Source organism: Trabulsiella odontotermitis, from assembly GCF_001297775.1.
GTDB lineage: Bacteria > Pseudomonadota > Gammaproteobacteria > Enterobacterales > Enterobacteriaceae > Trabulsiella > Trabulsiella odontotermitis.
In genome coordinates, this window is the sequence record NZ_LIFX01000018.1 from 1 (window position 1) to 25736 (window position 25736).

Consider the following 25736-nt stretch of genomic DNA (forward strand, 5'->3'; position numbering starts at 1 on the left):
CTGACCGCTGCAATCACTACCGTACTGGCTAAAACCTACGGTGGTGCTGCTCGCGCATTCGATCAGATCGATAACGCGCCGGAAGAAAAAGCTCGTGGTATCACCATCAACACCTCTCACGTTGAATACGATACCCCGACTCGCCACTACGCACACGTAGACTGCCCGGGCCACGCCGACTATGTTAAAAACATGATCACTGGTGCGGCACAGATGGACGGCGCAATCCTGGTAGTTGCTGCGACTGACGGCCCGATGCCGCAGACTCGTGAGCACATCCTGCTGGGTCGTCAGGTAGGCGTTCCGTACATCATCGTGTTCCTGAACAAATGCGACATGGTTGATGACGAAGAGCTGCTGGAACTGGTAGAGATGGAAGTTCGTGAACTGCTGTCTCAGTACGATTTCCCGGGCGACGACACGCCGATCATTCGTGGTTCTGCTCTGAAAGCGCTGGAAGGCGACGCAGAGTGGGAAGCGAAAATCATCGAACTGGCTGGCTTCCTGGATACTTACATTCCGGAACCAGAGCGTGCGATTGACAAGCCGTTCCTGCTGCCGATCGAAGACGTATTCTCCATCTCCGGTCGTGGTACCGTTGTTACCGGTCGTGTAGAGCGCGGTATCATCAAAGTAGGTGAAGAAGTTGAAATCGTTGGTATCAAAGAGACTGCGAAGTCAACCTGTACTGGCGTAGAAATGTTCCGCAAACTGCTGGACGAAGGCCGTGCTGGTGAGAACGTAGGTGTTCTGCTGCGTGGTATCAAACGCGAAGAAATCGAACGTGGTCAGGTACTGGCGAAGCCGGGCACCATCAACCCGCACACCAAGTTCGAATCTGAAGTGTACATTCTGTCCAAAGACGAAGGCGGCCGTCATACTCCGTTCTTCAAAGGCTACCGTCCGCAGTTCTACTTCCGTACAACTGACGTGACTGGCACCATCGAACTGCCGGAAGGCGTTGAGATGGTAATGCCGGGCGACAACATCAAAATGGTTGTTACCCTGATCCACCCGATCGCGATGGACGACGGTCTGCGTTTCGCAATCCGTGAAGGCGGCCGTACTGTAGGTGCGGGCGTTGTTGCTAAAGTTCTGAGCTAATCCCTGCTTTGCTTGCAGTGCATTAGCATTAAAAACCCTGATGGAAACATCAGGGTTTTCAGACTGATGACAAAGTCCTGGCCGTAAGGCCGGGACTTTGATCTAATAGGGTCAGTATAATTAATGAACTGACCGCCAGGCTCAGAGCCCCCTATCCACAGCAGTACCAGTTTGAAACCATCACCCTCGACGAACTCATCCCCGGTGTTAAAAAGCCGCCAGAAAGCGCAGCCGGCGTTAAGAACATGAAAGTCAGTACCACAGACCAGGAAAGTGGCTTCATGCACCGGGAAGGCAAGCCGAAAGGGTTCTTCTGGCTGGACCATCGAACGGTGGACAGGAAACATGGCATTATCATGGATACCCATGTCACACCGGGCAATGTGCACGACAGCCAGCTGTTTATCGGGCGGCTGAAACGTCAGACAGAACGGTTCGGGCTGGAACCAGTGGCAGCGGGCGTGGACGCGGGATTCTTCACAACAGCGGTGTGTCACCTGACGCAGGAGATGGGCATCGCGCTGGCTTAAGTAAAAACGTTAATATATATTCCAGCTAATAATATAAAATATATGAATGTTATATTTAAATGCCTGAAGCTGACATGCTGGTAGTAAAACAAGGAAGAACGAGCCTGTCAGTAATTCTGCGTAACAACCTGCTTATTAAAGGTGTTCGCTCAGGCGGTCACCGAACTCGATAATAAAACGACTCATTGCCAGCCGCCAGTTCTGGACCGGCATACTCCATTTTTTTGATGCGTCCTTGATCGCCAAATAAATAACCTTGCGCACTGAATCGTCAGTTGGGAACACTTTGCGTTTCTTTATCGCCGCACGGATCACGCTGTTCAGCGATTCTATGGTATTCGTGGTATAGATGGCCTTGCGGATATATGGCGGGTGGCTGAAAAACGTGTTCATGTTTTCCCAGTGCGCACGCCAGTTTTTACTGATTTGTGGATATTTGTCATCCCACTCACCCGCGAACGTATCCAGCGCCATCAGCGCCGCCTCTTCGGTCGAAGTCTGGTAAACTTCCTTCAGTCCGCTGGTGCGGGAAAACTGATTAAGATCAGCTTCGGTTTTAAGGCCCTTAACCAATTCAGCCGCCAGCGCTTTGAGTTTCTTTACGTTTATAATTTGCCTGTCTCCGTTGTTGAAATGGACATATCAAAAACAGACAGGTACACAATTTAAATTACAGTCTCGGAAGAATTCAATATATCGAGAGCGATATATTATGGGATATTTTCTATTATACAGAAAATGAATATTATAGGAGTGGAGTGATAAATAAAAAACATTCATTCGGATCATTATTGGTGTGAAGTTTAGGGTTTTGATAAATTCATGAAAACTATCTTTATGTATTCTTAAAAATGTTTTTGTTATATTCATTTCATTGCTGTTAGTACATCTTTTAAGTATTTTTCGTATACAAGTTATTTTACTTATCAGGATTAACTACTAATAAGATGGAGATGTAATGAAAGTTAATCAGTTAACAAAGGTGCTCGCGAGCGCTGGCCTTTTATGTGCTACGCTCCCGGCATTTGCACTGGAAGCGTGGAATGGTCAGGAAGGTAGTACTACCTACGAAGTCATTTTCGATAGTGGCGTTTACTCCAATATCTGGTGGGTTGGTAAGGATAATTGCCCTGGGGAAGCCGCTTCTGATGAAGCGAATAATCCGTGGCGCTATCAGCGTGCAGCAACCTCAGCAGAGATAGAGCAATATGGTAACCCAACCTCATGTGAAATCAGCGATGGAGATGGCGACAGTACCGCTGCTGCATTCCAGGGGACGGCGACTTATGCCGCAAATGATATTGTCAGCTACAATGGTGCCAACTACATCACATCGGCTGCCGTTGCCGCCAATAGCTTCGTTCCGGGCGAGGGCAATCCGTGGGTCCAATATAAAGAAGTACCGGTATGGTCTTCTGCTACGGCCTATGCCGGGGGCGATATCGTTCAGAAAGATGGCCAGCAGTATCAGGCGCTATTCTTTACCCAGGGGGAAGATCCTTCCCTGCCTGAGAACCAAAACCCAACGTCATCTAATGGCCGTCCATGGCTGCCGATGGGCGCTGTCGTTAATTATACCCAGGATCAACTGAATGCCGCGCCGACTTACGATGCAAATACGCTGTATGCGAGTGGAACGCTGATCCGTTTTAGCGGTGTGAACTATATTTCTCAATCTCAGGTGCAGAAAGTTACGCCGCTTGAAACTAACCCGTGGAAAGTATATACCGACTGGACGGGTGTAAAAGACCTCGTAGGAACGCCAAAGAACCCGTGGCCAGCCCACGTTTATGCGCCTTATGTTGATTTCTCCCTGAATGATACGGATATCCCCGTTCTGGCTGATTTGGCGAAAAATGAGAGTATAAATCACTATACTCTGGCCTTTATTGTCAGCAAGAACGCCAGTACCTGTCTGCCAACATGGGGGACGGCATACGATATGAAGGGTTATGCCCAGTACAGTAAAGTGAAGGCACTGCGCGAAGCGGGCGGCGACGTTATGGTTTCCATTGGTGGCGCGAACAACGCACCGCTGGCGGCAGCTTGTACCGATGTGAACGATCTGACGCAGCAGTACTACGATATTGTCGATAATCTGAATCTTAACGTTCTTGATTTTGATATTGAAGGTACCTGGGTTTCCGATCAGAAATCTATCGAACGGCGTAATCTTGCGGTGAAAGCGGTTCAGGATAAGTGGAAAGCGGAAGGCCGCAATGTTGGTATCTGGTATACCCTGCCAATCCTGCCAACCGGCCTGACCTTCGAAGGTCTGAACGTGCTTAATGATGCGAAAGCGAAAGGCGTAGAGCTGGCAGGTATTAACGTTATGACCATGGACTATGGCAATACCGTTTGCCAGTCTGCTGGTACTGAGGGGCAGAATATTCACGGGCAGTGTGCAGTCTCCGCGATTGAAAATATGAGTCAGCAGCTGAAGCAGATCTATACCGATAAGACTGACGCCCAGATCAATGCGATGATGGGTACTACGCCAATGATTGGCTACAACGACGTTCAGGGCGAAGTATTTTATTTATCGGATGCGAATCTGGTGATGGAAGATGCTAAGAAACGTGATCTGGGCATGATTGGTATCTGGTCAATGGCGCGCGACAAGCCTGGTCCGGCTGGTGTTGTTGAAGCTACACATAGCGGTTTGACGGAACAACAGGCTCCGAAGTATGCATTTAGCGAAGTATTTGCTCCATTTACTCATACTGATGACGATTCAGATGACGATGGCGCCGTTCTGGAATTAAAAACGGGGAGCTATAAATCGCTTAAAAACGGCCTGTGTATTGATGCCTCAAATACAAACGGCGGTATCAAAACTTTTGATTGCGCAAGAACGCAGGGACAAACATTGTCTGTCGGGAATTTTAATCAGATCAAAGTGAAATCTTTCTGCCTCGGGGTTAACGGTGGTAAAAACGTTGAAGGTGCGATGATCTACCGTCAGGATTGTGCAACAGGATCAGCTGTCGCCTCTAAATCCTGGTATTACGAGGGGCAAAAATTTGTCAGTCAGATGGAAGGAGAGAAGCGTTGCATCGCGATGATTGACGATGACTTTATGGCATTGAAATCCTGTAATGATGACGATAAGGCACAGCAGTTCAGCTATACGGAGATCCCTGATTCTGGATATCCATTGTCTCCGAACTCTGGTCTCTTCCAGTCCAGGGCGACTCCGGGTTATTGCCTGGGTCAGGACCCTGTGCGCAAAATACTGACCGGTATGCGTAAATGCCAAACTGGAGATGCTTACAAAATAACGATGGAGCCAAATGGGTATCAAAGCATACTACTGCGCTATGGCACAAACCGTAACAACTGTGTGTACGTTCCTTCTACATCCAATGTGAACGGCTCTCCAGCTATTTTTGGGGCCTGCAGTGCGCAGTCTACAGAGCAAGGGATGTCCTGGACGTATCAAAACGGAAAGTTTGTCAGCAAAATGGCTGGAAATCGTTGTCTGGCGGTGACCAGTACCGTTAGTGGCCTGGAGTTTAGAACTTGTGATGATAACGATCCCGATCAGAAGTTTGATGAGATCAAGGTGACTAACTAACCCTCATCTCCCTCTTGCTGGAAACAGCGAGAGGGAGATTCTCTCAATATTGAAAATATAACCATTCTCATTTATCCTGTATGGAAAGTAATCAGGAGTGGCTATGTACGTCTGTCTTTGCAACGGTATCAGTGACAAAAAAATCCGCCAGGCGGTGCGTCAGTATCATCCCCAATCCTTCCAGCAATTGCGTAAGTTCATACCCATCGGCAATCAGTGTGGAAAATGTATTCATGCCGCCCGTGAGCTGATGGAAGATGAACTGCTCCAGCTCCCGGAATTTAAAGAAATCGCCTGACGTTTGCTTTACATACTCCGTACCCCTTCTACGCTTTTAAATAGTGGAAGCGGAGGAAGCAATAATGAAAGGTGATATAAAGACTATAAATTACCTCAACAAATTGTTGGGGAATGAGCTTGTCGCAATCAACCAGTACTTTTTGCACGCCCGGATGTTCAAAAACTGGGGGCTGAAACGTCTCAACGATATTGAATATCATGAGTCAATCGATGAGATGAAACATGCGGATAAGTACATCGAGCGTATTTTGTTTCTTGAAGGTATTCCGAATCTTCAGGATCTCGGTAAACTTGGCATCGGCGAAGATGTGGAAGAGATGCTGCAGTCCGATCTGCGGCTTGAGCTTGAAGGGGCAAAAAATCTTCGTGAAGCCATTGCCTATGCCGACAGCGTTCATGACTACGTGAGTCGGGACATGATGATAACTATTCTGGCGGATGAGGAAGGGCATATCGATTGGCTGGAGACGGAACTCGATCTGATCCAGAAATTAGGGATCCAGAACTATCTCCAGGCTCAGATTCGCGACGAGGAATAGCGTAAAAGGGCAGAGATTATCTCTGCTCTTTTTGTTAAAAGCGATTAAGCCAAATCAGCACAAGGAACCCGGCTAGCGCCAGCGGCGGGCCGAAAGGGATGCTTTTGCCCTTCAGCGCATTTCCCTTAAAAAACAGCAGGGCCAACAGAATACCCAGGATGGAGGCCATTACCAGTAATAGCGACAAGCATTGCCAGCCGGTCCAGGCTCCACAGGCTGCCAGTAGTTTAAAATCACCGTACCCTAGCCCATCACGTTTGAGCAACAGGCGGCACATCTTATTCAACCCCCATAACGCCAGATATCCGATGACGGCGCCATAAACGGCATCGCTCAACATCCACGGTGAGAACAGGCTGTGAAAAAGTAACCCCAGCCATAATAATGGCAACGTCAGGGCGTCTGGCAGCAAAAAGGTGCGCAGATCTATCAGGCTCATGGCGCAGCCAAACCAGAAAAAAACCGCCATGCCGGCAGCAATGGGTACTGGCGGGAACATAAGCGAAATTGCGAAGAATCCAGCCATCAGCAGAATTTCTGTCGCCGGGTAATGCCAGTTAATTGGCTGTTGGCAGTAGCGGCAACGGCCGTGCAGACATAGCCAGCTCAATAACGGAATGTTGTCCAGCCAGCGCAACGGGTGCTGGCATTGCGGGCAATGGGATCCGGGCCACCAGAGTGATAGCTGGATCTCTGGTTTCTCTATCATTTTTGGCAAACGATATACAACCACGTTCATCAGGCTACCAAGCAGCAGGCCTATTATCGCCATGCAAGCAGGCCACAGTACGTTAACCATCCGCTACCCCGCCTTCGCCAGATGCAGCGTTTGCAATGTAATCAGTGAGCTATCTTTTTCACTGACACTAAAAGCAAGCTTCAGCGGATAAATCCCTTTTTGATCCCGCAGGCTTTCCAGCCACTTTATCACGCTGGCAAGCGGGATATTTTCGCCGGTAACGATGACCTGAGCGGTTCCTTCCTCTTTAACCATAACAGCAAGCGAAGCCGCTTTGGCGGACTGCTGAACCACATTGCTCAGCGGCGTTTTATCGGGCACTGCCGCGATGATACCCGCTGCCCTCGTCTGCTCGTCCAGCCATATTCTTTCGGCCTTGACACTTTTTAGCGACTGCTGCTGGCGGGCTATCAGGCTGTTCAGCGGAGTGATAACGCCATAGACAATCCCCGTCAGGGCTAAAACGAAGGCCAGCAGCATCAGCAGGCGTTGCTCGGACAGCGACTTATTTTTCCACCACGTTTTCACTGTAGACCTCCGCCCTGAAGAGAATAGATATTGTTGGTTGCAGGGGATGACAGCTTAAGTGCCAGCGTGTTGCCGCTGTGCGCGATAAGCTGCTCGATGGTTGCGGCATCGGCCGCGCGCACCGTGAGGGTCAATGTGCCGGTTTCTTTATCGGCCGCGAAGTGGCCCAGCTCAATTCCTGGTACTGCCTTGAGGCTCTTTTCGAGCTGGCGCAGGCGCGTGAGTGGGTCAGGGGAAAAGCGCTTCACTTTCTGGCGGAAGAAAAAGCGATAATTTCCCTGCTGTTTATCGCCGGGGAAATAACGCTGCCAGTTTTCCTGTAGGGCCAGGCGCTGGGTGCTCTGCTCCTGATGCAGCCCCCAGATGATTGCGCCCTGAACGCCCAGATACATCAGTATGGCTGCGGCGGTAAAACCGGCGATACGCTTGCGCCAGGCAGCAGACACCGGGTAGGCGGGTTTAACGACGCCAAACTCGCTATGAAGCAGGTTGAGCGGCGGTGTAGTGAACTGTTGACTGTAGGAGAGCAGAGGCTGCATATCTTCGCAAATCAACGGTGCTTCAGGGCTGAAACGCTGGGTGAGCTGCTTGAAAATAGCGTGGGTCATGTAGCTCCATGAAAATTCTGCATGGCGAACCAACCAGCCGTTTTCCAGCGGCAGCGCCGACCAGCGATCTTCAGACAGCGGTAGATAGCAACCGTCAGGGACAACGGCCGTGATCGTCAACCCGGCCTGTCGCCAGGTGTCGAGCAGTTGCTTTAGCTTTTCTTTATCCACGCCGAGCACGTAACAAATATCATCCTGTCGGCCAGCGATGGTCCAGTGAAGGGCTTCGCTATTGCTGATGAGCTGCTCTTCAACCTGCCAGGCTATCGCCTGCTGAGGAGGCGTAGTGCTGCCTGGCGGCAGAGAAAACTGGCAACAGGTGAGCCAGTTAGCGGGCAGCAAAAGACAGACATTCTGTGCGCCCGGCAAGGCGGACAGCGACAAGAGGATGTCCGCGGCATCGGAGCGACCTGCTTGTCCGTCACTTAGCCATTCAGTAAATGGTGTGCCTTCCGAGGCAGGGCGAACTATCAGAGTCGGGTGAGTCTGCATTCGATTTCCTTTCGATTAACGATCACCCGCTACAGCATAACGTGCGTATATGCGTAGCTGGCGTTCCTTCCGTTGGTAATAAATTTCACTACGTTGGACTACCATCCGGCCATTGCGCTGCTGGCGACTTGTCAGAGTAAAGAAATTATTGCTGGTAACGAGTGCTTTATCTAACACGGTCAGCGCCTCTTTGTGCGTTGGCCATGCTTGTGTTGCAGCAGCGGTTAATTCCTGAACTGACTTCCAGCCAGACTTAGGTGCTGTTGACAGAAAACGGCGCACGCTATCAACATCCTGTTCGTTAAGCAACAGGGCTGCGAGGAGCGGAGCGTTATCCTGAGTGAGCGCGTTGACGTTAATTTCCAGCTTACTGCTCCCCTGCGCACACAGCCAGGGAGAGAGTTTCTGGTACAAACCGGGCGTCATGCCTTTAATTGCCCGTAGTTCGCTGATGTCAAAAAACGGCTGATTGGCAACATAGCGTAGCGGTTTGTCACTGTAGTTACTGTCTTCGGCGCCATCGCGGCGCAGGGTGTCATCGCTATCGATATAGTCAGCGATACTGGCAATGAGTATTTTGGCATTTAGCGTACTGACGCCGTTCTGTTCCAGTAGCGCCTGAAAAACGGCACTGGCATAAGGGGGATCTTCCAGCGCTTCCAGCGGTGGATGGGCCAGAGCATTCAGATTGAAACAGTTTTGTGCGCTACGCAACTGCCAACTGACCGTTGCGTCATGTTTCAGATGCAGCGTGCGGCTTTGCGCCCAGTACTGATCGCGGGTGCTTGCCTGGGGGTTATCTGTGAGATCCTGTTGCAGGATGCTCAACGCCTGTGTCTCCGCTACGCGGAAATCCCACTGCTGTTGCAGGACGTTTTCCTCCTGCCCGATGCGACGAAGCGAAGTCTGAAAACGGGTGGCCATGTCGGCAGCAAGACCGGCCATCAGTCCGAGGATGAGTAGGGTTATCAGTAGCGCCATTCCCTGTTGTTTCATGGCTCTGTTCCTTCCTGCGGGGCTTTCTGCTGTGTGTCATCGGACTTCGGCGTGGCGGTGCCACTATCGTCCGGCCATTTGCCGGTAAGCAAAAAGCGGCGGGTCAGCGTCTGGTTATCCGCTAGCGTGAAAGAGACTTCCAGCCCGCCAGGAAGCGCGGATTTACGAGTAAAGAGAGTGCCATTACGCCCGGCTGGCTGCTGCCACCCCTGATCATAATAGCGTAGCGTCAGGGCGCTAACGCCGCTAATCATCGGCGTAATGGTTTGCTCGGCCGGGTTATCAGGATACTCCGCCACTGCGCGATACAGCGTGTCGCCGTCGAGAAACCAACGCACCCGCTGCAGGGCAGGAGCGCAGCAATCATTCGTTGAGCTATGCGCCAGGCGCACGCTCAGCGTCAACGAGCGGTCAGCGACGGAAAGTACAGCTCCTGTGGCACGCGATTGCCGGGGAACAAACCCGTTAATGTCATCCGAGAGCTGTGTCATGACGTTGCTGATTTGCCGGGTGTGCCAATCCGCATTGCGGGTACGCTCATGCGTGCGCAATACGCCGGAGAGGACGGCCCAACTGGCGAGGCTCAAAAGTGAGAAGATCGTGGTCGCCACAAGCACCTCCAGCAACGTAAAACCACGCTGTTTATTACTTTTCAGCATTAGGCGCATTCTCACTGGATAGAAGGGTGCGCCACAGCTCACCGGCCCGGTCACCGTCAAGACTGACCCGCAGCTGTTGTGCTGTCAGTTGATCGGCGTTGTGACCCGTCAGCTGCCAGTGCCAGCGATACCCCCCCATAGAGATATCGCCTTCACTATTGCCCGTAGCCTGAGAAAGCTGCTGGTCGATCAGTTGGTTATCCGCCACCCAGAGTGCCAGTTGCTGCTGTTGCACACGGGCCGTACCATTAACCGTAATGCCGAGACTGTTCGCCAGCGTCAGTGAGGCAACAGCAAAAATGGCCAGCGCCAGAAGCACTTCCAGCAAGGTGAATCCTTCCGTCTGTTTCATGAGCTATTTTTTCTTATCCAGCTCCCAGTTATTGATGTCGTCTGCGGTTCCTGCTTCGCCGTCTTCACCGCTGGCGATCAGATCGTAGATCCCATGCTCGCCGGGGCTGACCAGAATATATTCATTTCCCCAGGGGTCGGTCGGTAGGCGTTTGATATAGCCTTCGGGGTTATAGTTTGCCGGGATTGGGCTGCTGGTGGGGATGGTAACCAGCGCTGATAAACCCTGTTCCGTGGTGGGATAACGATGGTTATCCAGCTTGTACATATCCAAAGCCCCTTCCAGCGCCACAATGTCGCTGACCGCTTTTTGCTTGTCTGCTCGTGCTTTGTTGCCCATGAGGTTAGGCACGACCAGACTTGCGAGGACGCCAAGTATGACGATAACGACCATAAGCTCGAGCAGGGTGAAACCGCGCTGGTGATTCCGTGTGGTATGCATCATGTTTTTCCTTAACTGACCAGTGAGTTGAGTTGGAGTATGGGCTGCAGAACGGCGGCAACGATAAACAGCACGACTCCAGCCATGGTGATGATGAGTGCTGGTTCAAAAAGAGCCAGCGTGAGCGACATTCTGTTTTGCAGCAGGTTGTCCTGGTTGTCAGCGGCCCGCGCCATGAGTTCGCTGAGTTGCCCACTTTTTTCACCTGTAGCGATCATGTACAGCATGACGGGCGGCAGAAGATCGCAGCTCTCCAGCGCCGTATGAAAATTGCTGCCTTGAGTCACACGTTCGGCGGCCAGTGACAAACGCTGTCGTACTTCAAGATTGCTGATCCCTTCCAGGGCAATGTGCATGGCGTCAAGAAGCGGCACGCCGCTGCATTGCAGAATGCTGAGCGTTCGCAGGTATCGTGCGCCGTTGATGGCCCTTAGCAGCTCGCGTGATGGACGCCGTTGCAACAGTTGACGATGGAAATGGTGGCGGTTGTTCGCGCGCTTCAGCCAGAATCTGAATGCGGTGGCGGCGGCAATCCCCGCCAGTAGAAGCCACGGCCCCCATACCTGCAGGCCATCACTTATCGCGAGCAGAATTCGGGTGGTCGCGGGAAGCTGTTGCTTCATGTGGATAAACTGCTCTGTGACCTTCGGTACCACAGTCGTTAGTAGAATAATCACCACGCTGATGGCAACCGTACTGAGCATGATCGGGTAGATCAGTGCCTGAGTCAGCTTAGCCCGGATCTGCTGGCGAATTTCGTTGTAGTCGGCCAACTGCTCCAGCACGCTTCCGAGTTGCCCCGACTTTTCGCCAGCTTTGACGAGGGTGCGATAAACCGGATCGAACAGCCGTGGCCAGGATTGCAGTGCATCCGCCAGCGAATAGCCTGCGAGGATTTTTTCACGGATCTGTTCCAGAATATGCCGAAGCCCGGCATGCTGGCTCTGGCGGGCGATCACCGCTAATACCTCTTCCAGCGGCAGCGCCGCAGCGGTAAGAGTGGCGAGCTGCCGGGTCAGCATGGCCAGGTCCGCTTTGCTGACGGATGGTCGCCGGGAGAATGTCAGCCCACGAGCCGCTTGCTTTTCGTTAATATGTTGGAGAAATAGCCCGCGTTCGCGCAGCAACTCGCGCGCTTGCCTGGCGCTTTCAGCTTCGATTACGCCGTGCTTACGTTTGCCCCTGCTATCCAGGGCCTGCCAGCTAAAATTCATCGCTAAGCTTCCTTCACGTCATGCTGTGCCGTTACACGAATTACTTCCTCAAGCGATGTGTCGCCGTTAAGGACGCGGAGAAGGCCGTTTTGCAGCAGCGTTTTGCTGCTCTGGCGAAAGGCATTTTCGATATCCTGCTCGCTGGCGTTGTCGTGAATAGCCACCCGAAGCGGTCTATCGATCAGCATCAGCTCGTGGATTGCCAGCCGCCCCTGATAGCCGGAGTGATGGCATGATGCACATCCCTGCGCTGTCCAGACGGTACTGGGGCGCGGGCTGACATCATAGAAAAAGCTGGCCTGGTGTTCTGCCAGCGGCACCAGCTTCCGGCAGTGAGGGCACAGACGGCGGACCAGGCGCTGAGCGAGCACGCCAATCAGCGATGAAGAGAGCAAAAATGGCTCAACCGCCATATCGCGCAAACGCGTAATGGCACCTGCCGCGCTGTTGGTGTGCAGAGTGGATAATACCAGGTGCCCCGTCAGCGAGGCCTGAACGGCGATTTGTGCCGTTTCGTTATCGCGAATTTCGCCCACCATGACGACATCCGGATCCTGACGAAGAATCGCACGCAGACCTCTGGCGAACGACATATCCACGCGAGGATTGACCTGTGTTTGCCCAATGCCATCCAGCTCGTACTCTACCGGATCTTCCACGGTCAGGATGTTACGCCCAGGGGTGTTGAGCGCGGAGAGCATGGCATATAGCGTGGTACTTTTGCCGGAACCCGTTGGCCCGGTAACCAGAATGATGCCGTGTGGCTGATGAATAATCTGCTCAAGCCGTTCGGCATCCTGCTCTGAGAGTCCAAGTTTGTCGACCGAGAGCGTCAGGTTGTTTTTATCCAGCAAGCGCAGCACCGCTCTCTCTCCGTGTCGGGAAGGGAGTGTGGAAACGCGCACATCGATATTACGGCGTCCAAGACGTAGCGTAATACGTCCATCCTGCGGCAGTCGTTTTTCAGCAATATCCAGCTTCGCCATCACTTTGATACGCGAAATCAGTAAGGGGGCGAGCTTGCGACCGGGTTGAAGCACCTGGCGCAAAACACCGTCGGTACGAAAACGGATACTGAGCGTCTTTTCGAAGGTTTCGATATGTATATCGGAAGCTCCCTCTTTGACCGCTTCGCTCAGAATTGCGTTAATCAGGCGGATGACGGGGGCACTTTCGTCATCTGACAGCAGATCGGCGTTTTCCGGGATCTCCTCAGTCAGGGTAATGAGATCGATGTCGAGATCCATATCCTGCGCGATTTGCTGCGACTCTTCTCCGGCTTGATGGAAAGCCTGTTCCAGGTATTCCTCAAATGCAGCAGTGGTCAGGGTGACAAGGCGCGTTGCGGTCGGATAGACACGAAGCGCTTCCAGCACCGACTCCAGCGGCGTGTCATCGCGGTTGATAACGGCATCTTCATGAACCCAGATGCCCATCTTTTGTGCCTGCGCCCAGCCAATGCGCGGCGTCGGTGTAGGGCTTGCATTATCCATACTGGCCTTCCTTAGCCTTTAAACGGGTTGCGTGGCGATGTCGCGGGTTTCTCCGCCTTATGGAAATTAAGCTCTTCCAGTTGTGGCTCTTCATCAACGCTGATAAGCCCTGGGGTTTTTTTGTCCAGACGCTGTTTCTGCGTTGCCCGGAAGCTGGAGTACTTCTCAGACGACAGCGAACGGTAGACATCGTCATCACGAATAATGGTCGGGCGAATGAATACCATCAGGTTACGCTTGGATTTGTCCGTGGAGGTATAGCGGAAAAGCTGGCCTACCAGAGGGATATCGCCAAGCAGGGGAACTTTGGAAACCTGTTCTTTGGTTGAGTCATCGATTAAGCCGCCCAGCACGACCGTTTCACCGCTTTTTACCAGTACGGCGTTCTGAATGGTGCGAGTATTAAAGGTTGGGCCGAGGGTCGATGAGCTTCCGCTGGAGTTATCCACGCTGGAAACTTCCTGTTCTATCTCCATCAATACCGCATCACCTTCGTTGATTTGCGGGGTAACCTTCAGCTTGGTACCGACTGTTTTACGTTCTACTGTGTTAAAGACATTATCGCCGGACGTCGTCTGCGATCCTGAGAGAACGGGAACGTCTTGCCCGACATTGAAAGATGCCTCTTTATTGTCGAGAGTGACGATACTTGGCGTAGAGAGAATGTCGTTTTTGCTGTCTGATGAGAGGGCGGTGAGCAACATGCCCCAGTTCCCGTCAAAGAAGCCGGCGGCAAGGCCGTTGAAATTGCTCAACGCGTTGTAAACCGGGTTGTCAGAAGAGAGGTCGCCAGACGTCTTGTATTGCTTTGAACCAACAGCCGCGTTAAACACGGGCAGATTGGTGCCAGTGAACTGCTGCATTCCGACATTTTTATTGATCCACTGGACGCCAAGGTTCATTCCTTTGCCATCTTGTACTTCTACAATAATGGCCTCAACCAGCACCTGCGCGCGGCGAATATCGAGCCGGGCGATGACTTGCTCCAGTTGCGACATGACGCTCTGGCTTGCGGTGATCACCAGAGAGTTGGTCTGTTCATCTGCGGTAATGGACTGCTCGGGATTACTGCTGCCTGAATTCTTACCGGAACTTTTGCCTGTCTGGCCCTCATCCATTTTTTCCGATACGCCATTCAACACTTCGACCAGCTTATCGGCTTTAGCGTATTTCAGATAGAATACGCGAGTATTGCCCTGATTTTGCTGCTTTTTATCGAGACTGGCAATCAGGTTGACCATGCGCTGACGAACATGTTGTGGCCCGCTAAGAATCAGCGAGTTGGTACGTTTATCGGCCACGACTTTGGGAATCAGCCACTGCGTGGGCTTATCCCGAGTCTCTTCCTGAATGAGGCCGCTTAATACCTCAGCAAGATCGGTCGCTGACGCATACTGTAACGGAACAATTTGACGCTGTTGTTCTCCCATAACGTCGACTCGACGTACCACTTCGAGCAGGCGATTTACCAGGGACGCTTTGCCGGTCAGCATCAGGGCGTTTGCGGCTTCATAATGCACAACGTTGCCTACCGTGCTGCCTTCGGTCATCTGCCGCAGCAGGGGGGCGAGATCTTTTGCCGGGACATGCTGAAGCGTGACCACGCGGGTGACTATTTCGTCACCTTTGCCTGGGCGAGAGTTGTCGCCAGGCACTCCCGGTGCGTTCTTTATTGTTTGGGAGCGCACTACCTTCAGGAATCCGTTATCCATTGTTGTAACGGAATAACCGTATATATCCAATACGCTTAGGAAAAACTGATAGTAGCCTGCATCATCAAAATCGTCGTAGCTCCGTACGGAGATCGTACCCTGAACGGAGGGGTCAATGAGAATCGTTTTGCCGATATTCTGGCTGACCGTATCAATAAACTCGCGGATATCCGCGTCCTTGAAGTTCGCTGAGTAGCGTTCGGTAAAAGCAACCGACGGTGTCAACAGTGCCGCAAAAGCCAGGCTATAGACCAGTTTTTTAGGAGAATACATTTTACTATTTAACATCCATGTTGGAGATGAAGTCCTGGATAGAGACCTTCACCAGTAGTTGTTGTCCATTGCGAAGGACGGTAAATTCTGCTGTACGTAATTGTTCCATTTCGGTCAGGGCAGCATCAACACTTTGCTTATCCTGCAATAAGTGATTGTTCATCTTTATAGCGACATCTGCTGGTATTAATCCGGACTTGCGGAATGTCGTAGGAGCCACATTATTATGTAGACGAATACCAGTTATATTATTATTTTCACCCTGAATGATTGTGGCTTTTATATATTTACCTAATGTATCTATTTCTGCAATTACTAATTTTGGAGTGGCGCCGATTGTAGTTCCATTTTTGGAGGCCGGTGATTCCAGTTCCAGCGTTTGTAATGAACCTCCGTTGTTCAGAATCACCTGTGTGGGATGGATTTGTGCAACCCGCAGTTCAGGGTATTCTTCAATTGCAGCATTAACTGGATAGTTTTTCTGTCCTTTAGTACTCCTGATAATCGCTCGTGAACGCTTGCTGTCTTTGCTGTACGTGATACCTGTTACCGTTAAATCAACGTTTGATGAGACCGGCGCAATGACAGGCGCTGGCGCATCGCTTGCCAGAGGCAGGGCTGCTGGGATATTCGCTAAAGGTAAGGCTATCTCGTTGGTATAGGTAGTGCTTGTGGCAGCATGATCCTGATGCAAAAACGACACCAGCATCAAAATAGCATACCCCATCAATATAATACTGACGATGGTCATTAGTCCATATGATGCTCTTATACGATATTCAGTTATTAATGTATTTAGTTTATCTAACACAATATTGTAGTTCATCTTAATAGGGTCAGTAATAATAGAATATCACGATATTATCAGTCTTGTGATTGATCAAGGTAATTGGTATCGTATTTTTCATACAAATTTTAGGGAGTAAACAAAAAGACTTTTGCTTCCGATATTTAACATGAAAAGGATTTTAATTCATTATGTTAATTATTACCGTAACATATCTGGCAATGCATTATGCCTATTTTTAACGTTATAGAAAATTATCTGGCCCAGCAACTGGCACCAGCAACGGCCGCCGTCCTGACAGGGAAGCAAGGGTGTGGTAAGTCGCAAATAGCAAAATACGTTGCTGAGGGGTTTGAAGGCCATGTGTTGCATGTCGTTGTTCACTACGGTCAGCAACTGCTGGTGGTTAATTGTGCCGGAAGCCCGTGTTTTGATTCGGGTGAACAGACTGCGATTCCTGATTTCTGGGCGTGGTTCCTGGCGAAAACAGTGTCCGGTAACGCACCCTGGTTGATTCTTATCGATAATGCGCATCTACTTCGTTGCGCTACCACGTTCGTCAGCACTTTTTATCAGTTGGCAGAAGCTGGTGAGCGCTCACTTAGCTTGCTGCTGGTGGGGCAACCGTTCACCGCAGAACGTAAAGAGATGCGACGTTTGTGCCCTGTGTGGGTGGACGTTCCTGCGGGCGTCGTTCCGGCAGGAGACGAAGCGCAGGAAGTACAGCTAGCGCTGCGCCCTGTAATTTCCAGGGCGGTCAACCCTCTCAGGCGGTTGAATGTGCTGCGTCGAACACTGAACAATATTGAGGAATCCAATGATGCGGTGATAGGTAAAGCGCTACATCGACTGGCACCTTCACGCGGACGCTTTCTGCTACTGGGAATGGGATATGCGGTTCTGGCTGGCGTGCTGGGATGGATGATGCCTTCTAATTTGTCCGCGCACTTACCCATGCCGTGGCAGGAAAAAAAGGTTGAGGTTGTTAAAGCGCCACAGCCTAAAATCACTGACCGGCCATCGGGTGAGCGTAGCGGCATGCAGGGGCTAATTTCAACATGGGGCTATGACGTTGCGCCAGAAATGGCATGGTGCGATCGTATCGAAGCAGCCAGTCTACGTTGTCAGAGTTCAACGGGAACACTATCCGATTTAACGCGTCAGGCTCTGCCCTGGATGGCATCACTGCAGGTTGATTCGCGTAAAATGTATGCGGTGGTGATGCGGGTCGGTGATAATTCGCTCGATCTGCTGGTCAATCAGCAATTGTGGGTGGTCAACCGCAAGTGGTTTGAGCACGTCTGGAAGGGGCAATACACCTTAATTGTCAAAACTGCTCCCGGGGGAGAACAGAAGATAACGGCGAAAAGCACCACGGAACAGGTTATGTGGCTTGACGGCTCGCTAAGCAAGGTACTGAATGTTCCAACCATCCAGGCAACAAGCTGGAAGCCGATGCTGACGGAAAAGGTGAAGCTATTTCAGAAACAGCAAAATCTACCGACAGACGGCATTGCAGGAAAAGCGACGCTGATACGGCTATTCCAGGCTCTGGGCGAAAGCCCGCGACTGCAGGTGGGCGAGCAACCGGAAGGGACAACATCGTGATGAATTTCTACCTGAATCTGAATAAAGTTCCGCAGGAATTTGCCATGCAGCTGGCACCGCCCGTAAAGTGGGGAAGGCGCGTAGCGGTACTTTGTCTCTGGGTAATATGGTTTGTTTCCTTCTATATAGGGGGAAACTATGCTCGTAGCATCTGGTTCCACTATGTTAAGCCCGTAAAGACCGAGGTTATAGAACAACTGGTGGTCCCGGATGCCGCGCTCTCATCACAAAAGTACGTGTTCCGCAAAAATCCATTACCTGAGCCGGAAATCGTCAATGAAGCTGATGACAACATTCCGGAAGCAGAACTAGAGATGCCAGCAACGGAGTATACGGATGAGGAGAGCGACGACGGCAATGCTGTGCCAGTGGATGACGATTTACGTCAACGGGTTCGTGAGGCTCTGGGAAATATTCCGTAGTAGGGCAGAATACGCCCACGTTTTGAACGCCACCACTTGCATCTGAGAATGCAATCCGTATAATACGCAGGCCGCTAATCTGGCGGCTGGTTCGATATGAACCTGGGCAACAAATGATCGTTGCCTGACAATGCCCCCAATTGGGGGGCTACGTAAGAACGGTTACACTCTCCCATCAATCGTAATGGGTCTGAGGAGTAATCATTTTCGTTTATAAAATAATTGGAGCTCTGGTCTCATGCAGAACCAAAGAATCCGTATCCGCCTGAAAGCGTTCGATCACCGTCTGATCGATCAATCAACCGCGGAAATCGTCGAGACTGCCAAGCGCACTGGTGCGCAAGTCCGTGGTCCGATCCCGCTGCCGACCCGCAAAGAGCGCTTTACCGTTCTGATCTCCCCGCACGTCAACAAAGACGCGCGCGACCAGTACGAAATCCGCACTCACAAGCGTCTGGTTGACATCGTTGAGCCAACTGAGAAAACCGTTGATGCTCTGATGCGTCTGGATCTGGCTGCCGGTGTAGACGTGCAGATCAGCCTGGGTTAATCAGGTCATCGAGCGATTGAGAGGTTGAAACAATGATTGGTTTAGTCGGTAAAAAAGTGGGTATGACCCGCATCTTCACTGAAGATGGCGTCTCTATCCCAGTAACCGTAATCGAAGTTGAAGCAAACCGCGTTACTCAGGTTAAAGATCTGGCTAACGATGGCTACCGTGCAATTCAGGTTACCACCGGTGCTAAAAAAGCTAACCGTGTAACCAAGCCGGAAGCTGGTCACTTCGCTAAAGCTGGCGTTGAAGCTGGCCGTGGTCTGTGGGAATTCCGTCTTGCTGAAGGCGAAGAGTTCACCGTAGGTCAGGACATTAGCGTTGAGCTGTTTGCTGAAGTTAAAAAAGTTGACGTAACTGGCACCTCTAAAGGTAAAGGTTTCGCTGGTACCGTTAAGCGCTGGAACTTCCGTACCCAGGACGCGACTCACGGTAACTCCTTGTCTCACCGCGTTCCGGGTTCTATCGGTCAGAACCAGACTCCGGGCAAAGTGTTCAAAGGCAAGAAAATGGCAGGTCAGCTGGGTAACGAACGTGTCACCGTTCAGAGCCTGGACGTAGTACGTGTTGACGCTGAGCGCAACCTGCTGCTGGTTAAAGGTGCTGTCCCGGGTGCAACCGGTAGCGACCTGATCGTTAAACCAGCTGTGAAGGCGTGAGGAGATAGCAATGGAATTAGTATTGAAAGACGCGCAGAGCGCGCTGACTGTTTCCGAAACTACCTTCGGTCGTGATTTCAACGAAGCGCTGGTTCACCAGGTTGTTGTTGCTTATGCAGCTGGTGCTCGTCAGGGCACTCGTGCTCAGAAGACCCGTGCTGAAGTAACTGGTTCCGGTAAAAAACCGTGGCGTCAGAAAGGCACCGGCCGTGCGCGTTCAGGTTCTATCAAGAGCCCGATCTGGCGTTCTGGTGGCGTGACCTTCGCTGCGCGTCCGCAGGACCACAGTCAAAAAGTTAACAAAAAGATGTACCGCGGCGCGCTGAAAAGCATTCTGTCCGAGCTGGTACGTCAGGATCGTCTGATCGTTGTCGAGAAGTTCTCTGTCGAAGCGCCGAAAACTAAGCTGCTGGCACAGAAACTGAAAGACATGGCTCTGGAAGATGTGCTGATCATCACCGGTGAGCTGGACGAGAACCTGTTCCTGGCTGCGCGCAACCTGCACAAGGTTGACGTACGCGATGCAACTGGTATCGACCCGGTTAGCCTGATCGCCTTCGACAAAGTCGTAATGACTGCTGATGCTGTTAAGCAAGTTGAGGAGATGCTGGCATGATTCGTGAAGAACGTCTGCTGAAGGTGCTGCGTGCACCGCACGTTTCTGAAAAAGCGTCTACTGCGATGGAAAAAACAAACACCATCGTTCTCAAAGTTGCTAAAGACGCGACTAAAGCAGAAATCAAAGCTGCTGTGCAGAAACTGTTTGAAGTCAAAGTTGATACCGTACGTACCCTGGTCGTTAAAGGCAAGGTGAAGCGTCACGGACAGCGTATCGGTCGTCGTAGCGACTGGAAAAAAGCTTACGTCACCCTGGAAGAAGGCCAGAATCTGGACTTCGTTGGCGGCGCTGAGTAAGTCGGAGGAGTAATACAATGGCAGTTGTTAAATGTAAACCGACATCTCCGGGTCGTCGCCACGTCGTTAAAGTGGTAAACCCTGAGCTGCACAAGGGCAAACCTTTTGCTCCGCTGCTGGAAAAAAACAGCAAATCCGGTGGTCGTAACAACAATGGCCGTATCACCACTCGTCATATCGGTGGTGGCCACAAGCAGGCATACCGTATTGTTGACTTCAAACGCAACAAAGATGGTATCCCGGCAGTTGTTGAACGTCTTGAGTACGATCCGAACCGTTCCGCGAACATCGCGCTGGTTCTGTACAAAGACGGCGAACGCCGTTACATCCTGGCCCCTAAAGGCCTGAAAGCGGGCGACCAGATTCAATCTGGCGTTGATGCTGCAATCAAAGCGGGTAACACCCTGCCGATGCGCAATATCCCGGTTGGTTCTACCGTTCATAACGTAGAAATGAAACCAGGTAAAGGCGGTCAGCTGGCGCGTTCTGCTGGTACTTACGTTCAGATCGTTGCTCGTGATGGTGCTTATGTCACCCTGCGTCTGCGTTCTGGTGAAATGCGTAAAGTCGAAGCAGATTGCCGCGCAACTCTGGGCGAAGTTGGCAATGCTGAGCATATGCTGCGCGTTCTGGGTAAAGCAGGTGCTGCACGCTGGCGTGGTGTTCGTCCTACCGTTCGCGGTACTGCGATGAACCCGGTCGACCACCCACATGGTGGTGGTGAAGGTCGTAACTTTGGTAAGCACCCGGTAACACCGTGGGGCATTCAGACCAAAGGTAAGAAGACCCGCAGCAACAAGCGTACTGATAAATTCATCGTACGTCGCCGTAGCAAATAATATTAGAGGATAAGCCATGCCACGTTCTCTCAAGAAAGGTCCTTTTATTGACCTGCACTTGCTGAAGAAGGTAGAGAAAGCGGTGGAAAGCGGAGACAAGAAGCCCCTGCGCACTTGGTCCCGTCGTTCAACGATCTTTCCAAACATGATCGGTTTGACCATCGCTGTCCATAATGGTCGTCAGCACGTTCCGGTATTTGTTTCCGACGAAATGGTCGGTCACAAACTGGGTGAATTCGCACCGACTCGTACTTATCGCGGCCATGCTGCTGATAAAAAAGCGAAGAAGAAATAAGGTAGGAGGAAGAGATGGAAACTTTAGCTCAACATCGCCATGCTCGTTCTTCTGCTCAGAAGGTCCGCCTTGTTGCTGACCTGATTCGCGGTAAGAAAGTGTCGCAGGCCCTGGATATTCTGACCTACACCAATAAGAAAGCGGCTGTACTGGTCAAGAAAGTTCTGGAATCTGCCATTGCTAACGCTGAACACAACGATGGCGCTGACATTGACGATCTGAAAGTTGCGAAAATTTTCGTAGACGAAGGCCCGAGCATGAAGCGCATTATGCCGCGTGCGAAAGGTCGTGCAGATCGCATCCTGAAGCGCACCAGCCACATCACTGTGGTTGTGTCCGATCGCTGAGACTCTGGAGACTAGCAATGGGTCAGAAAGTACATCCTAATGGTATTCGCCTGGGTATTGTCAAACCTTGGAACTCTACCTGGTTCGCGAACACCAAAGAATTCGCTGACAACCTGGACAGCGATTTTAAAGTACGTCAGTACCTGACAAAGGAACTGGCAAAAGCGTCCGTATCTCGTATCGTGATCGAGCGTCCGGCTAAGAGCATCCGTGTGACTATTCACACTGCTCGCCCGGGTATCGTTATCGGTAAGAAAGGCGAAGACGTAGAAAAACTGCGCAAGGTCGTAGCGGATATCGCTGGCGTTCCTGCACAGATCAATATCGCCGAAGTTCGTAAACCTGAACTGGACGCAAAACTGGTTGCTGACAGCATCACTTCTCAGCTGGAACGTCGTGTTATGTTCCGTCGTGCGATGAAGCGTGCTGTACAGAACGCCATGCGTCTGGGCGCTAAAGGTATCAAAGTTGAAGTTAGCGGCCGTCTGGGCGGCGCGGAAATCGCACGTACCGAATGGTACCGTGAAGGTCGCGTACCGCTGCACACTCTGCGTGCTGACATTGACTACAACACCTCTGAAGCGCACACCACTTACGGTGTAATCGGCGTTAAAGTGTGGATCTTCAAAGGTGAGATCCTGGGTGGTATGGCTGCTGTTGAACAACCGGAAAAACCGGCTGCTCAACCTAAAAAGCAGCAGCGTAAAGGCCGTAAATAAGGAGCGTCGCTGATGTTACAACCAAAGCGTACAAAATTCCGTAAAGTGCACAAAGGCCGCAACCGTGGTCTGGCGCAGGGTACGGATGTTAGCTTCGGCACTTTCGGTCTGAAAGCTGTTGGCCGTGGTCGTCTGACTGCACGTCAGATCGAAGCAGCACGTCGTGCAATGACCCGTGCAGTGAAGCGTCAAGGTAAGATCTGGATCCGTGTATTCCCGGACAAACCGATCACCGAGAAGCCGCTGGAAGTTCGTATGGGTAAAGGTAAAGGTAACGTGGAGTATTGGGTTGCCTTGATTCAGCCGGGTAAAGTCCTGTATGAAATGGACGGCGTACCGGAAGAGCTGGCCCGTGAAGCATTCGGCCTGGCAGCAGCGAAACTGCCGATCAAAACCACCTTTGTAACTAAGACGGTGATGTAATGAAAGCAAAAGAGCTGCGTGAAAAAAGCGTTGAAGAGCTGAACACTGAGCTGCTGAACCTGCTGCGCGAGCAGTTCAATCTGCGCATGCAGGCTGCAAGTGGCCAGCTGCAACAGACTCACCTGCTGAAACAGGTTCGTCGTGATGTTGCACGCGTTAAGACTTTACTGACTGAGAAGGCGGGTGCGTAATGACCGATAAAATCCGTACTCTGCAAGGTCGCGTTGTGAGTGACAAAATGGAGAAATCCATTGTTGTTGCCATCGAGCGTTTTGTGAAACACCCGATCTACGGTAAATTCATCAAACGTACGACCAAACTGCACGTACATGACGAGAACAACGAAAGCGGTATCGGTGACGTGGTTGAAATCCGCGAATGCCGTCCGCTGTCCAAGACTAAGTCCTGGACTCTGGTTCGCGTTGTAGAGAAAGCGGTTCTGTAATACAGTACGCAATCTCGATACGGATAAACGGCTCAGCGATGAGCCGTTTATTTTTTCTACCCTTATCCTGAGAGCGGTGTTATAATGCTGCGCCCTCGATATGGGGGTTTTTTTAACGACCCTAATTTTGGGGTCTCAGTAGTAGTTGACATTAGCGGAGCACTGAAATGATCCAAGAACAGACTATGCTGAACGTCGCCGACAACTCCGGTGCGCGTCGCGTAATGTGTATCAAGGTTCTGGGTGGCTCGCACCGTCGCTACGCAGGCGTAGGCGACATCATCAAGATCACCATCAAAGAAGCAATTCCGCGTGGTAAGGTCAAAAAAGGTGATGTGCTGAAGGCGGTAGTGGTGCGCACCAAGAAGGGTGTTCGTCGCCCTGACGGTTCTGTCGTTCGCTTCGATGGCAATGCTTGTGTTCTTCTGAACAACAACAGCGAGCAGCCTATCGGTACGCGTATTTTTGGGCCGGTAACTCGTGAACTTCGTTCTGAGAAGTTTATGAAAATCATCTCTCTGGCACCAGAAGTACTCTAAGGAGCGAATCATGGCAGCGAAAATCCGTCGTGATGACGAAGTTATCGTGTTAACCGGTAAAGATAAAGGTAAGCGCGGTAAAGTTAAGAATGTTCTGTCTTCCGGCAAGATCATTGTTGAAGGTATCAACCTGGTTAAGAAACATCAGAAGCCGGTTCCGGCCCTGAACCAACCGGGTGGCATCGTTGAAAAAGAAGCTGCTATTCAGGTTTCTAACGTTGCAATCTTCAATACGGCAACCGGCAAGGCTGACCGTGTAGGCTTTAGATTCGAAGACGGCAAAAAAGTCCGTTTCTTCAAGTCTAATAGCGAAACTATCAAGTAATTTGGAGTAGTACGATGGCGAAACTGCATGATTACTACAAAGACGAAGTAGTTAAGAAACTCATGACTGAGTTTAACTACAATTCTGTCATGCAAGTCCCTCGGGTCGAGAAGATCACCCTGAATATGGGTGTTGGTGAAGCGATCGCTGACAAGAAACTGCTGGATAACGCAGCAGCTGACCTGGCAGCAATCTCCGGTCAAAAACCGCTGATCACCAAAGCACGCAAATCTGTTGCAGGCTTCAAAATCCGTCAGGGCTATCCGATCGGCTGTAAAGTAACTCTGCGTGGCGAACGCATGTGGGAGTTCTTTGAGCGCCTGATCACTATTGCTGTACCGCGTATTCGTGACTTCCGTGGCCTGTCTACGAAGTCTTTCGATGGTCGTGGTAACTACAGCATGGGTGTCCGTGAGCAGATCATCTTCCCAGAAATCGACTATGACAAAGTCGACCGCGTTCGTGGTTTGGATATTACCATTACCACTACTGCGACTTCTGACGAAGAAGGCCGTGCTCTGCTGGCTGCCTTTGACTTCCCGTTCCGCAAGTAAGGTAGGGTTACTGAATGGCTAAGCAATCAATGAAAGCACGCGAAGTAAAACGCGTAGCTTTAGCTGATAAATACTTCGCGAAACGCGCTGAACTGAAAGCGATCATCTCTGATGTGAACGCTTCCGACGAAGATCGTTGGAACGCAGTTCTCAAGCTGCAGACTCTGCCGCGTGATTCCAGCCCGTCTCGTCAGCGTAATCGCTGCCGTCAAACAGGTCGTCCGCATGGTTTCCTGCGGAAGTTCGGGTTGAGCCGTATTAAGGTCCGTGAAGCCGCTATGCGCGGTGAAATCCCGGGTCTGAAAAAGGCTAGCTGGTAATTGTCACCAATTGAATCACGGGAGTAAAGACAGATGAGCATGCAAGATCCGATCGCGGATATGCTGACCCGTATCCGTAACGGTCAGGCCGCGAACAAAGCTGCGGTCACCATGCCTTCCTCCAAGCTGAAAGTGGCAATCGCCAACGTGCTGAAGGAAGAAGGTTTTATCGAAGATTTTAAAGTTGAAGGCGACACCAAGCCGGAACTGGAAGTGACTCTCAAGTACTTCCAGGGGAAAGCTGTTGTAGAAAGCATTCAGCGTGTCAGCCGCCCAGGTCTGCGCATCTATAAAAGAAAAGATGAGCTGCCGAAAGTTATGGCGGGTCTGGGTATCGCGGTTGTTTCTACCTCTAAAGGTGTTATGACTGATCGTGCAGCGCGCCAGGCTGGTCTTGGTGGCGAAATTATCTGCTACGTAGCCTAATCG

The 25736-nt window shown here is 51.3% G+C and carries 33 protein-coding genes and 2 pseudogenes; 23 read left to right on the forward strand and 12 right to left on the reverse strand.

All coding sequences use genetic code 11. From position 1 onward, the window contains the following. A partial coding sequence (gene tuf / locus AOY23_RS20335; RefSeq protein WP_054181323.1) for an elongation factor Tu occupies positions 1–1104 on the forward strand: 1104 nt, incomplete at its 5' end. A 212-nt stretch (positions 1105–1316) separates the two neighbouring features. Then, positions 1317–1622, forward strand: a pseudogene (locus AOY23_RS20340) (IS5/IS1182 family transposase); the annotation flags it as partial. 147 nt (positions 1623–1769) lie between these two features. On the opposite strand, the pseudogene AOY23_RS20345 reads toward AOY23_RS20340, so the two are convergent. Further along, positions 1770–2159, reverse strand: a pseudogene (locus AOY23_RS20345) (transposase); the annotation flags it as partial. A gap of 433 nt (positions 2160–2592) precedes the next feature. Between AOY23_RS20345 and AOY23_RS23175 the strand changes: the two are divergent. The 3 genes from AOY23_RS23175 (at position 2593) to bfr (ending at position 6050) form a co-directional block, all read left to right on the forward strand. Next, positions 2593–5211, forward strand: a complete 2619-nt coding sequence (locus AOY23_RS23175; RefSeq protein ID WP_081005640.1) for a ricin-type beta-trefoil lectin domain protein — start codon at positions 2593–2595, stop codon at positions 5209–5211. A 103-nt stretch (positions 5212–5314) separates the two neighbouring features. Beyond that, complete coding sequence (gene bfd / locus AOY23_RS20355) at positions 5315–5509, forward strand: bacterioferritin-associated ferredoxin (RefSeq protein WP_054181105.1); 195 nt, start codon at positions 5315–5317, stop codon at positions 5507–5509. A 64-nt stretch (positions 5510–5573) separates the two neighbouring features. Next, positions 5574–6050: a bacterioferritin gene (gene bfr, locus AOY23_RS20360; RefSeq protein ID WP_054181104.1), complete on the forward strand. Its 477-nt coding sequence runs from the start codon at positions 5574–5576 to the stop codon at positions 6048–6050. Positions 6051–6084: 34 nt separating this feature from the next. Here the strand turns inward: bfr and AOY23_RS20365 are convergent, their stop codons facing one another. Genes AOY23_RS20365 through AOY23_RS20415 form a run of 11 tightly spaced genes read right to left on the reverse strand, consistent with a single transcriptional unit; the run spans position 6085 to position 16308 of the window. Then, positions 6085–6849, reverse strand: a complete 765-nt coding sequence (locus tag AOY23_RS20365; RefSeq protein ID WP_054181103.1) for a prepilin peptidase — start codon at positions 6847–6849, stop codon at positions 6085–6087. A 3-nt stretch (positions 6850–6852) separates the two neighbouring features. Beyond that, the gene (gene gspM, locus AOY23_RS20370; protein ID WP_054181102.1) at positions 6853–7317 is read right to left on the reverse strand and encodes a type II secretion system protein GspM; all 465 of its coding nucleotides are present in this window, start codon (positions 7315–7317) and stop codon (positions 6853–6855) included. Continuing rightward, a complete protein-coding gene (gene gspL, locus AOY23_RS20375; protein ID WP_054181101.1) occupies positions 7314–8417 on the reverse strand; it encodes a type II secretion system protein GspL in 1104 nt (367 codons plus the stop codon). Before gspL ends, gspM begins: the two co-directional genes overlap by 4 nt. Before the next feature lie 15 nt (positions 8418–8432). Beyond that, positions 8433–9413: a type II secretion system minor pseudopilin GspK gene (gspK, locus tag AOY23_RS20380; protein WP_054181100.1), complete on the reverse strand. Its 981-nt coding sequence runs from the start codon at positions 9411–9413 to the stop codon at positions 8433–8435. Beyond that, positions 9410–10072, reverse strand: coding sequence for a type II secretion system minor pseudopilin GspJ (gene gspJ / locus AOY23_RS20385; RefSeq protein WP_054181099.1), 663 nt, complete (start codon positions 10070–10072; stop codon positions 9410–9412). Before gspJ ends, gspK begins: the two co-directional genes overlap by 4 nt. Next, positions 10059–10424: a type II secretion system minor pseudopilin GspI gene (gene gspI / locus AOY23_RS20390; protein ID WP_054181098.1), complete on the reverse strand. Its 366-nt coding sequence runs from the start codon at positions 10422–10424 to the stop codon at positions 10059–10061. Before gspI ends, gspJ begins: the two co-directional genes overlap by 14 nt. Positions 10425–10427: 3 nt before the next feature. Further along, positions 10428–10865: a type II secretion system major pseudopilin GspG gene (gspG, locus tag AOY23_RS20395; protein WP_051857364.1), complete on the reverse strand. Its 438-nt coding sequence runs from the start codon at positions 10863–10865 to the stop codon at positions 10428–10430. Between the two features lie 11 nt (positions 10866–10876). Beyond that, positions 10877–12079 carry a type II secretion system inner membrane protein GspF gene (gene gspF / locus AOY23_RS20400; RefSeq protein ID WP_054181097.1) on the reverse strand — a complete coding sequence of 401 codons (1203 nt, stop codon included), beginning with the start codon at positions 12077–12079 and terminating at the stop codon, positions 10877–10879. A gap of 2 nt (positions 12080–12081) precedes the next feature. After that, complete coding sequence (gene gspE / locus AOY23_RS20405) at positions 12082–13572, reverse strand: type II secretion system ATPase GspE (RefSeq protein ID WP_054181096.1); 1491 nt, start codon at positions 13570–13572, stop codon at positions 12082–12084. A gap of 11 nt (positions 13573–13583) precedes the next feature. Further along, positions 13584–15557, reverse strand: coding sequence for a type II secretion system secretin GspD (gspD, locus tag AOY23_RS20410; RefSeq protein WP_081005638.1), 1974 nt, complete (start codon positions 15555–15557; stop codon positions 13584–13586). Positions 15558–15561: 4 nt separating this feature from the next. Then, complete coding sequence (locus AOY23_RS20415) at positions 15562–16308, reverse strand: type II secretion system protein N (protein WP_054181095.1); 747 nt, start codon at positions 16306–16308, stop codon at positions 15562–15564. A gap of 264 nt (positions 16309–16572) precedes the next feature. On the opposite strand from AOY23_RS20415, the gene AOY23_RS22410 reads away from it, so the two are divergent. From AOY23_RS22410 to rpsH, 18 genes are all read left to right on the forward strand, one after another. Then, positions 16573–17952, forward strand: a complete 1380-nt coding sequence (locus tag AOY23_RS22410) for a peptidoglycan-binding protein (protein WP_054181094.1) — start codon at positions 16573–16575, stop codon at positions 17950–17952. Next, on the forward strand, positions 17949–18374 hold the full coding sequence (locus AOY23_RS20425) for a hypothetical protein (protein ID WP_152958653.1): 426 nt from the start codon (positions 17949–17951) through the stop codon (positions 18372–18374). Before AOY23_RS22410 ends, AOY23_RS20425 begins: the two co-directional genes overlap by 4 nt. A 238-nt stretch (positions 18375–18612) precedes the next feature. Further along, on the forward strand, positions 18613–18924 hold the full coding sequence (gene rpsJ, locus AOY23_RS20430; RefSeq protein WP_001181005.1) for a 30S ribosomal protein S10: 312 nt from the start codon (positions 18613–18615) through the stop codon (positions 18922–18924). A 32-nt stretch (positions 18925–18956) separates the two neighbouring features. Next, positions 18957–19586, forward strand: a complete 630-nt coding sequence (rplC, locus tag AOY23_RS20435; RefSeq protein WP_006817279.1) for a 50S ribosomal protein L3 — start codon at positions 18957–18959, stop codon at positions 19584–19586. Between the two features lie 10 nt (positions 19587–19596). Beyond that, positions 19597–20202 carry a 50S ribosomal protein L4 gene (gene rplD / locus AOY23_RS20440; protein ID WP_000424395.1) on the forward strand — a complete coding sequence of 202 codons (606 nt, stop codon included), beginning with the start codon at positions 19597–19599 and terminating at the stop codon, positions 20200–20202. After that, positions 20199–20501 carry a 50S ribosomal protein L23 gene (gene rplW, locus AOY23_RS20445; protein ID WP_038158532.1) on the forward strand — a complete coding sequence of 101 codons (303 nt, stop codon included), beginning with the start codon at positions 20199–20201 and terminating at the stop codon, positions 20499–20501. Before rplD ends, rplW begins: the two co-directional genes overlap by 4 nt. A gap of 17 nt (positions 20502–20518) precedes the next feature. Then, positions 20519–21340, forward strand: a complete 822-nt coding sequence (rplB, locus tag AOY23_RS20450) for a 50S ribosomal protein L2 (protein ID WP_054181092.1) — start codon at positions 20519–20521, stop codon at positions 21338–21340. Positions 21341–21356: 16 nt separating this feature from the next. Next, entirely contained in the window at positions 21357–21635 is a 279-nt protein-coding gene (rpsS, locus tag AOY23_RS20455; protein WP_001138115.1) for a 30S ribosomal protein S19, read from the forward strand. 14 nt (positions 21636–21649) lie between these two features. Continuing rightward, a complete protein-coding gene (rplV, locus tag AOY23_RS20460; RefSeq protein WP_002919773.1) occupies positions 21650–21982 on the forward strand; it encodes a 50S ribosomal protein L22 in 333 nt (110 codons plus the stop codon). Between the two features lie 17 nt (positions 21983–21999). Beyond that, positions 22000–22701, forward strand: a complete 702-nt coding sequence (rpsC, locus tag AOY23_RS20465) for a 30S ribosomal protein S3 (RefSeq protein WP_000529945.1) — start codon at positions 22000–22002, stop codon at positions 22699–22701. 12 nt (positions 22702–22713) lie between these two features. Then, positions 22714–23124, forward strand: coding sequence for a 50S ribosomal protein L16 (gene rplP, locus AOY23_RS20470; protein ID WP_002919759.1), 411 nt, complete (start codon positions 22714–22716; stop codon positions 23122–23124). After that, positions 23124–23315 (forward strand): 50S ribosomal protein L29, encoded by a 192-nt coding sequence (gene rpmC / locus AOY23_RS20475; protein WP_004388609.1) that lies wholly within the window; start codon positions 23124–23126, stop codon positions 23313–23315. Before rplP ends, rpmC begins: the two co-directional genes overlap by 1 nt. Then, positions 23315–23569, forward strand: coding sequence for a 30S ribosomal protein S17 (rpsQ, locus tag AOY23_RS20480; protein WP_024549501.1), 255 nt, complete (start codon positions 23315–23317; stop codon positions 23567–23569). The genes rpmC and rpsQ overlap by 1 nt, the downstream gene beginning before the upstream one ends. A gap of 167 nt (positions 23570–23736) precedes the next feature. Then, a complete protein-coding gene (gene rplN, locus AOY23_RS20485) occupies positions 23737–24108 on the forward strand; it encodes a 50S ribosomal protein L14 (RefSeq protein WP_004388611.1) in 372 nt (123 codons plus the stop codon). 10 nt (positions 24109–24118) lie between these two features. After that, complete coding sequence (gene rplX / locus AOY23_RS20490) at positions 24119–24433, forward strand: 50S ribosomal protein L24 (protein WP_038158520.1); 315 nt, start codon at positions 24119–24121, stop codon at positions 24431–24433. A gap of 14 nt (positions 24434–24447) precedes the next feature. Further along, positions 24448–24987 carry a 50S ribosomal protein L5 gene (gene rplE, locus AOY23_RS20495; RefSeq protein ID WP_049847031.1) on the forward strand — a complete coding sequence of 180 codons (540 nt, stop codon included), beginning with the start codon at positions 24448–24450 and terminating at the stop codon, positions 24985–24987. A gap of 14 nt (positions 24988–25001) precedes the next feature. After that, positions 25002–25307, forward strand: coding sequence for a 30S ribosomal protein S14 (gene rpsN / locus AOY23_RS20500; RefSeq protein ID WP_001118930.1), 306 nt, complete (start codon positions 25002–25004; stop codon positions 25305–25307). Positions 25308–25340: 33 nt separating this feature from the next. Continuing rightward, positions 25341–25733: a 30S ribosomal protein S8 gene (gene rpsH, locus AOY23_RS20505; protein WP_012908428.1), complete on the forward strand. Its 393-nt coding sequence runs from the start codon at positions 25341–25343 to the stop codon at positions 25731–25733. Positions 25734–25736 lie beyond the last annotated feature (3 nt).

Bases quoted from the DNA above. Each gene is read 5' to 3' on its own strand.
- AOY23_RS23175 (WP_081005640.1), top strand. From the start codon at position 2,593: ATGAAAGTTAATCAGTTAACAAAGGTGCTCGCGAGCGCTGGCCTTTTA.
- bfd (WP_054181105.1), top strand. From the start codon at position 5,315: ATGTACGTCTGTCTTTGCAACGGTATCAGTGACAAAAAAATCCGCCAG.
- bfr (WP_054181104.1), top strand. From the start codon at position 5,574: ATGAAAGGTGATATAAAGACTATAAATTACCTCAACAAATTGTTGGGG.
- AOY23_RS20365 (WP_054181103.1), bottom strand. From the start codon at position 6,849: ATGGTTAACGTACTGTGGCCTGCTTGCATGGCGATAATAGGCCTGCTG.
- gspL (WP_054181101.1), bottom strand. From the start codon at position 8,417: ATGCAGACTCACCCGACTCTGATAGTTCGCCCTGCCTCGGAAGGCACA.
- gspK (WP_054181100.1), bottom strand. From the start codon at position 9,413: ATGAAACAACAGGGAATGGCGCTACTGATAACCCTACTCATCCTCGGA.
- gspJ (WP_054181099.1), bottom strand. From the start codon at position 10,072: ATGCTGAAAAGTAATAAACAGCGTGGTTTTACGTTGCTGGAGGTGCTT.
- gspI (WP_054181098.1), bottom strand. From the start codon at position 10,424: ATGAAACAGACGGAAGGATTCACCTTGCTGGAAGTGCTTCTGGCGCTG.
- gspG (WP_051857364.1), bottom strand. From the start codon at position 10,865: ATGCATACCACACGGAATCACCAGCGCGGTTTCACCCTGCTCGAGCTT.
- gspF (WP_054181097.1), bottom strand. From the start codon at position 12,079: ATGAATTTTAGCTGGCAGGCCCTGGATAGCAGGGGCAAACGTAAGCAC.
- gspE (WP_054181096.1), bottom strand. From the start codon at position 13,572: ATGGATAATGCAAGCCCTACACCGACGCCGCGCATTGGCTGGGCGCAG.
- gspD (WP_081005638.1), bottom strand. From the start codon at position 15,557: ATGTATTCTCCTAAAAAACTGGTCTATAGCCTGGCTTTTGCGGCACTG.
- AOY23_RS20415 (WP_054181095.1), bottom strand. From the start codon at position 16,308: ATGACCATCGTCAGTATTATATTGATGGGGTATGCTATTTTGATGCTG.
- AOY23_RS22410 (WP_054181094.1), top strand. From the start codon at position 16,573: ATGCCTATTTTTAACGTTATAGAAAATTATCTGGCCCAGCAACTGGCA.
- rpsJ (WP_001181005.1), top strand. From the start codon at position 18,613: ATGCAGAACCAAAGAATCCGTATCCGCCTGAAAGCGTTCGATCACCGT.
- rplC (WP_006817279.1), top strand. From the start codon at position 18,957: ATGATTGGTTTAGTCGGTAAAAAAGTGGGTATGACCCGCATCTTCACT.
- rplD (WP_000424395.1), top strand. From the start codon at position 19,597: ATGGAATTAGTATTGAAAGACGCGCAGAGCGCGCTGACTGTTTCCGAA.
- rplW (WP_038158532.1), top strand. From the start codon at position 20,199: ATGATTCGTGAAGAACGTCTGCTGAAGGTGCTGCGTGCACCGCACGTT.
- rplB (WP_054181092.1), top strand. From the start codon at position 20,519: ATGGCAGTTGTTAAATGTAAACCGACATCTCCGGGTCGTCGCCACGTC.
- rpsS (WP_001138115.1), top strand. From the start codon at position 21,357: ATGCCACGTTCTCTCAAGAAAGGTCCTTTTATTGACCTGCACTTGCTG.
- rplV (WP_002919773.1), top strand. From the start codon at position 21,650: ATGGAAACTTTAGCTCAACATCGCCATGCTCGTTCTTCTGCTCAGAAG.
- rpsC (WP_000529945.1), top strand. From the start codon at position 22,000: ATGGGTCAGAAAGTACATCCTAATGGTATTCGCCTGGGTATTGTCAAA.
- rplP (WP_002919759.1), top strand. From the start codon at position 22,714: ATGTTACAACCAAAGCGTACAAAATTCCGTAAAGTGCACAAAGGCCGC.
- rpmC (WP_004388609.1), top strand. From the start codon at position 23,124: ATGAAAGCAAAAGAGCTGCGTGAAAAAAGCGTTGAAGAGCTGAACACT.
- rpsQ (WP_024549501.1), top strand. From the start codon at position 23,315: ATGACCGATAAAATCCGTACTCTGCAAGGTCGCGTTGTGAGTGACAAA.
- rplN (WP_004388611.1), top strand. From the start codon at position 23,737: ATGATCCAAGAACAGACTATGCTGAACGTCGCCGACAACTCCGGTGCG.
- rplX (WP_038158520.1), top strand. From the start codon at position 24,119: ATGGCAGCGAAAATCCGTCGTGATGACGAAGTTATCGTGTTAACCGGT.
- rplE (WP_049847031.1), top strand. From the start codon at position 24,448: ATGGCGAAACTGCATGATTACTACAAAGACGAAGTAGTTAAGAAACTC.
- rpsN (WP_001118930.1), top strand. From the start codon at position 25,002: ATGGCTAAGCAATCAATGAAAGCACGCGAAGTAAAACGCGTAGCTTTA.
- rpsH (WP_012908428.1), top strand. From the start codon at position 25,341: ATGAGCATGCAAGATCCGATCGCGGATATGCTGACCCGTATCCGTAAC.